Raw genomic sequence first — 6438 nt, 5'->3', positions numbered from 1 at the left:
AATCATAGTTGGTCTCCTTAAAAAGTAAAAAACCGAACCAAAGTTCAGTTTCCACTTGTATTGAAAGATTAATAATTAGTTATTTTTTTATTAATTATTTATAAAAGTATTATACATTCTTTTCCTATAAATGAAAAGGGCTGCAAATCAGTTACAAATCAGTTAATAATTTAAAAACTATTTTTAATCTAACAATTATTAGTTTACAATAATCTAAATTTTTTTGGTTATTTTTTAGTTCCTGATGATAATAATGCATTAACTACTTGATCTAAATTCTTTTGAATAAAGTTTTCAAATGCTTCTTTTGAATATTTACCATTTGTTAAATGGTTTAAACTTGTAACATAAACTCCTGTTTGATTTTTTATAGTTTGTGCATTCTTATGATTAGAATTTTCTTCATCAAAAAGTATTTTTATATTTTCTTTCTTTATTTTTTCTATAGCATATCTCAAATCTGCTGCTGTTGGAGAATGAACTGATGAAGGTTCTATTACAACACTTACAGTCAAGCCAAATTCTCCTAATAAATAGTCATAACCTGCATGTGTTGTTGCTATTTTTATATTATTAGTATCTACATTAGCAACTTTACGCTTAGCCATTGCTAATTTTTTTCTAAGTTTAGTACTATATTTACTTGCATTTAAACTATAATATTTTCTATTAGCAGGATCTATTTCCCCTAATTTTTTTGCAATTTGATTTATTTGTTGTATACTTTGTGTTATTGATATAAAAGTATGCGGATTTACTTCTCTTCCTTTTCTTTGACCATTAACCTGCATAGTTGATACATTTTCATTAGCATATATTCTTTTTATTTTACTATTATTAGCCGCAGCTAACATTTTTTCTGCATATGAATCATGTCCTATACCATTTAAAACAACTATATCTATACTTTTTATTCTTTTTATATCTTGTGGTGTTGGATCATAATTATGTGAATTTATATTTTCTGGTACTAAAGGTACTACTTCCATTTTATCTCCAACTATATTACTTACATAACTATAATATGGTAACATAGTAATACCTACTTTCATTTTAGCAAATGTTATATTTCCTAAAATTATTAATATATATATTAAAAACTTTTTCATTTTACCCCTTTCTTAGATTAAAATATCAATTAATTCTTCTATTAATTCTTTATTATACTTACCTGTTCTATAATTATATATAATTGAATCTTTATCTGAATCTATTTCCATAATTTCTTTTACCTTTTTAGGAAATTCTACAAATACCATTTTATCATTTATTATTATAGTAGGCAACCTATAATCAGTTCCATCTTGTCTAACTACATATGTTATATCTATGTTATCATTTATTTTTATCATATTTTCTAACACGGCTACCAATGCTCTACAATCTGGACAATAAGGTTGTGCTATTATTTTAAGTGTTTTTCCATTTATGCTTTTTATACTTTCTATATTTTCTGGACTAAATTTTATTTTGTCCATTATTTTTTCTTGCTGTTCTTTATATTCTCCATTATCAAATTCTAAATATTCATTATAATTAGTCATGTCTTCTCCTTTTTTACATAAAAACTCCCTTATAGGGAGTTAATATTTATATTACTTGTGATCATGATGTTCATGCTCATGGTCATGTTTATGTTCATGTCCGTGTTCATGGTTATGTTTTTCCATGTGGTCATGTTTTTCCATTTTATCTACTTTATTATATTCATTATTAAATATTAAAGTCCCAAAAGCTTGAATCATTCCTCTTTTATCAACAGATGTTGTAAATACAAACTTACCATTAATTTCAGTATAGATAGTCTTATCTTTTTCAGTTTTAGCCACAACATTAAATTTCTTATGATTTATTTCTACTGTTTTCTTATCATTTGAAACAAGTACATGTAAATGTAATGTCCCACCAAATGAATGATAAGCATGACCTTTTACAAAATTTTTGTTGTGTTTTTCATTAAATAATGACATATCAAATAACGGTATAACTACATCTGTAACTAATTTATCTTCTCCTATTGTTTTAATTCTTACCCAAAAATCTTTTGTGTAATATGTAGATCCATTTTTTTCAAGTTCTACCCCTACTCCAAAATCATTAAATTTAATTCCTAAATCTCCATCTTTCGTTTTACCTAATTCTATATTTTCTACAATAGCCGTTTCTGAATGGTAATATGTAGGATTTAATATTTTCATTCCTTCATGTTTATGTGCAAATATATTCATTGCTACAAATAGTGATAATGCTGTTAATATTTTTTTCATAATTTTCTCCTTTATTTATTTAAGTTTAATGTATTATATAACAGTTTTATGACTACTTCAATAGTTATGATTCAGTTCCAAATTTATTTTCAACGTTTATATGTTGTGTTATGGTTACTTGCACAAAATAATTTTTTTTAGTTATTTTTAGTATGCTGGGTAAGATTCACTAGAAACTAAATTTCCATCTTTATCTAATGTTAAATGATAAATAGTGTCTCCTATTAAAGAAAATAACTCATACCTATTTTTGGCCAAATAAAATCCTACTTTTTTATTGTCCACTTTTTGGTTATATTTTTCTTGCACATACTTCGCATTTAATTTATAAGCATCTTGTCTACTTATATTCACTTTCATAGTAGTACATGATGCGATTAATAATAAAATAAATATTGCCTTAGTTACTTTTTTCATATCTTAAAATCTCCTTTGTCTTATTTATTATATATTCTACATTTTTATTAGTTTTAAAACCAGAGGCATTTTTGTGTCCACCTCCATTAAAATTAGCCGCTATACTGTTAACATCAATATTACCTTTTGATCTAAAACTTCCTTTTATACTGCCATCGTCTTCTTCTCGCATAAATACTGCAATTTCAACTTCATCTATATTTAACATATATTCTGCTATGCCTTCCATATCATCTCTTGTATAATTATTTTTTTGTATTTCAGACTTATCTATATTATAGTACATAAATTTAAGTTTGTCATCATAATTTCCTTCTATTACTGATTTAGATAATATTTCTGCCTTATTTTTACTCTTTGAAAATATGTACTGATATATTTTATTACTATCTATTCCAGTTTCTAATAATTTAGATGCTATATACATAGTTTTATATGTTACATTAGGATGTCTAAAACAGCCTGTGTCATTTATTATACCCAGATATATGTATTTTGCAATATCCTTATCTAAATCTACATTTAATTTTTTTATAAATTCATAAACCATCTCAGATGCACTTGATATTTCCTTAACATAGTTTATATCAAAATATTTTTTATTACTTATATGATGATCTATTACAACTTTATTTTTTGCTCTTTTTATCATATCTTCTGTTACTGCTAATCTTTCTACATTAGCAGTATCAACTGATATTAATAAATCTATATCAGATTTAACTTCTTTATATATTTTAATATCTGGATTAACTTTTTTCATATATTCGGGTAAAGTATCGTTAAAACACACTTTAACATTTTTATTACTATCATATTTTTTTATAATATAGTATAGTGCAATAGCTGATCCTAATGCATCTCCATCAGGCATTAAATGTCCTGCAATTACTATATTTTTACTATCTTTAATTTTGTCTACTATTTGATTTAACATTTTACTCCTTAAATATATCTTGATATTATTATACTATTTTTAGTATATATACCCACTGCATAATTTTCATTTAGTCTTGCTACTAAAACTTCTTTATCATCTATTATTATATACATTTCTTCTTCATTGGTTTCATTTTTTCTTCCAATATTTAAATTCGTATTTAATATCAATCTATTTTCATCTATATCGCCAGAAATTACAATTTTTTCTTTTGCTATTTCTATCATATCATTTATTTTATAATAGATATTTTCTATTCCTGTTATATTATACACTTCACTAAAACTTTCAGGCTTATATATACTTTCTAATTCCACACCTATACTTGATAAAATATCACTATACATATTTTTTATATTTTTTACTATATCATGTGGTGGTATTGGATTATAGTTTTTTTTATCGCTCTCTGTTGGAATTAAACTTATAATACCATCTTGTTCTAATTGCTCCAAAGCATTATATACACTAGTTCTAGGTAAATTTAAGTTTTTAAATATCTGTGTTCCGTTTAAACCTGGTTTTTTTAAAAGTTCTATATATACTAGTGCCATTCCATCTGTAAAACCAACTTTTTTTAATTTTTCAACTATATCCATAATTTCTCCTTTATATCATTTTGTTAATCCATTTTTTACTGAAATATCTAGTCAAACAAGGAATTAATTTAATAAATTCATCTGTATATGAAATTAAAAATAGAATTATAACTGGTACAGTATATATTTCTGTAAATACATACATTAATGGTAATGATACAAACCATAAAGGTATTATTTCTATATATATAGAAAATTTAACATCTCCACCTGCTCTAAATATACCTACTAAAAATAACATAGTATATGCCACTAATGATGAAGTTATAGAAACCATGTATATTATACTTCTAGTAAGTTTAAATACTTCTGGACTAACTCCCATAAATCTTAATACAAATGGTGTTATGATATTTAACACTATTATTATTAAAAATAGGACAACTGTATATATTTTTACTATCTTTTTAGAATATTCATAAGCACTTTCCGGGTTATCATTACCCAGTTCATTTCCTACTATAACTGCTGTTGCTGCTGTAAGACCAATAAATACGGTAAATAATAAACTATTAATACTTGCTGCTATTTGTATACTTGAAAATGCTGTTGTTCCCATTCTTCCAAAAAATGAAGTTTTTACTGATACTGCCATTGACCATAATATTTCATGTAAAAAAGTAAAAAATGATAATGATAAAACTTTTTTAATAAATCCAAAATCTATATCTAATATATCTTTTAGTTTTGGTATTACTGGAACTTTTTTAATTATTAATATCATAGGTAGTATAGTTACTGTTACTAACCTTGATATTAAAGTAGCTGTCGCAGCCCCTGATACACCATATACAGGTATTAATGTAGTATTTAGAACTATATTAATACATAAGCCTAATATAGAAGTATATAGCGAATATTTAGGTAAATTAACTGATCTTAGTAATATACCAAAAGCCATACCTAATGCAGTTAATGGAAAAGTCCATATTGTTATTCCTAAATATCTATAACCAAGTTCCATTACAGGCTTATTATTCGTGTAAAAACCTAATACTAAATTAGGAAAAAATTTACCCAATACGAAAAATGGTATTACATATATTAATGAAAATAATACAAATAAAACTGTAATTTTTCTTAAATTCTTAAAATCTTTTGCTCCATAATATTGTGATGATAATATACTTGCTCCACTTAAAAGGCCGAATAAAGATGTAAGAAATAAAAAGAAAAATTGATTAGATACTCCTAATGCACTTACTGCATCAGCACCAAGCCCTATTACCTTATCTTCTCTACCTACCATAAATATATCTACAAAATTTATAAAACTATATATTAAATTTTCCAAAGTTATGGGTATTGCTAACCATAATATTTTTTTATATATATTTTTATTTGTCATTAGTCCTCCTCGTTGTTAAGTTCAATAAATATAAGCAAATGATCTGATATGTACTTTCTTATAAGTTCATGATTATTTCTAGTAAAATCATATACTCCATATCTATTAGTAAATGCTTTTGTATTATTTAAATTGATAAAAATATTATCATAAGAATTTGCTAAGCCTGTTTTTGATAAGGTTGTTTTATCAGCTAAGGGATTTAATATATTAGAAAATCCATTTTGTTTTAATTCATCAAAAGCCTTATCACTAGCTGGAAGATTAAAATCTCCTAATATTATTATATCATCTTGCCCAGTTTTTTCCTTAAAATATTTATATACTTGCAAATATTTACTAGCTTCATATGCTCTTTCTTTTGCATTATCTCCATATATAGAATGAACAGGTATCAAAAGCATGTCTAACTTATTAGACTTAACATAAAAAGCCGATGGCTCTCTTATAAATTCATTATCTTTTTCTTGATATTTACCAACATTATATATCTTGTCTACCTTAGACTTTTTATATAAAATAGCGTAATATTCCTTATATTTTCTCGTTCCTACAGGCTTTGATATTACATAATCATATTCACTACCTAATTTATCAACTAAATAAAGTAAAGATTTTTCATTTATAACTTCTTCTAATGCTATAATATCAAACTTAGATAATATCTTAGTCAACGAATTATAATCTTTAGTTGATTTCCCTAAATTTTTAACATTAAAACTAGCAAGCCTTATATTTTCAGAAAAACATAAACTTGATAGAAATAATATTATACTTATTATATATTTTTTCATATTAGTTCTCTTTCTTTTTATTTAGTAAATTCTATCATATTTTAAATAATTTTTAAAGATATCTTATTAGAAA

Annotated in this window: 8 protein-coding genes; all 8 read right to left on the bottom strand. The window is 24.5% G+C overall.

Features of this window, described 5'->3' with window-relative positions; all coding sequences use genetic code 11:
- Positions 1-227: 227 nt before the first annotated feature.
- The gene (locus AWT72_RS03080) at positions 228-1109 is read right to left on the bottom strand and encodes a metal ABC transporter substrate-binding protein (RefSeq protein ID WP_067140647.1); all 882 of its coding nucleotides are present in this window, start codon (positions 1107-1109) and stop codon (positions 228-230) included.
- Positions 1110-1121: 12 nt separating this feature from the next.
- Positions 1122-1544, bottom strand: a complete 423-nt coding sequence (locus tag AWT72_RS03075; RefSeq protein WP_067140644.1) for a thioredoxin family protein — start codon at positions 1542-1544, stop codon at positions 1122-1124.
- A 51-nt stretch (positions 1545-1595) separates the two neighbouring features.
- Positions 1596-2267: a hypothetical protein gene (locus tag AWT72_RS09625; protein ID WP_067140642.1), complete on the bottom strand. Its 672-nt coding sequence runs from the start codon at positions 2265-2267 to the stop codon at positions 1596-1598.
- Positions 2268-2414: 147 nt separating this feature from the next.
- Positions 2415-2684, bottom strand: coding sequence for a hypothetical protein (locus AWT72_RS03065; RefSeq protein WP_067140638.1), 270 nt, complete (start codon positions 2682-2684; stop codon positions 2415-2417).
- Positions 2668-3621, bottom strand: coding sequence for a DHH family phosphoesterase (locus AWT72_RS03060; protein WP_067140634.1), 954 nt, complete (start codon positions 3619-3621; stop codon positions 2668-2670). The genes AWT72_RS03065 and AWT72_RS03060 overlap by 17 nt, the downstream gene beginning before the upstream one ends.
- Before the next feature lie 8 nt (positions 3622-3629).
- Positions 3630-4223 (bottom strand): TrmB family transcriptional regulator, encoded by a 594-nt coding sequence (locus tag AWT72_RS03055; protein WP_067140631.1) that lies wholly within the window; start codon positions 4221-4223, stop codon positions 3630-3632.
- 10 nt (positions 4224-4233) lie between these two features.
- Positions 4234-5571 carry an MATE family efflux transporter gene (locus AWT72_RS03050; RefSeq protein WP_067140628.1) on the bottom strand — a complete coding sequence of 446 codons (1338 nt, stop codon included), beginning with the start codon at positions 5569-5571 and terminating at the stop codon, positions 4234-4236.
- On the bottom strand, positions 5571-6365 hold the full coding sequence (locus AWT72_RS03045) for an endonuclease/exonuclease/phosphatase family protein (protein WP_067140624.1): 795 nt from the start codon (positions 6363-6365) through the stop codon (positions 5571-5573). Before AWT72_RS03045 ends, AWT72_RS03050 begins: the two co-directional genes overlap by 1 nt.
- Positions 6366-6438 lie beyond the last annotated feature (73 nt).

The organism is Oceanivirga salmonicida (assembly GCF_001517915.1).
Taxonomy (GTDB): domain Bacteria; phylum Fusobacteriota; class Fusobacteriia; order Fusobacteriales; family Leptotrichiaceae; genus Oceanivirga; species Oceanivirga salmonicida.
The sequence above is the reverse complement of the archived record's forward strand: the minus strand, read 5'-3'. Positions and strand labels throughout refer to the sequence as shown.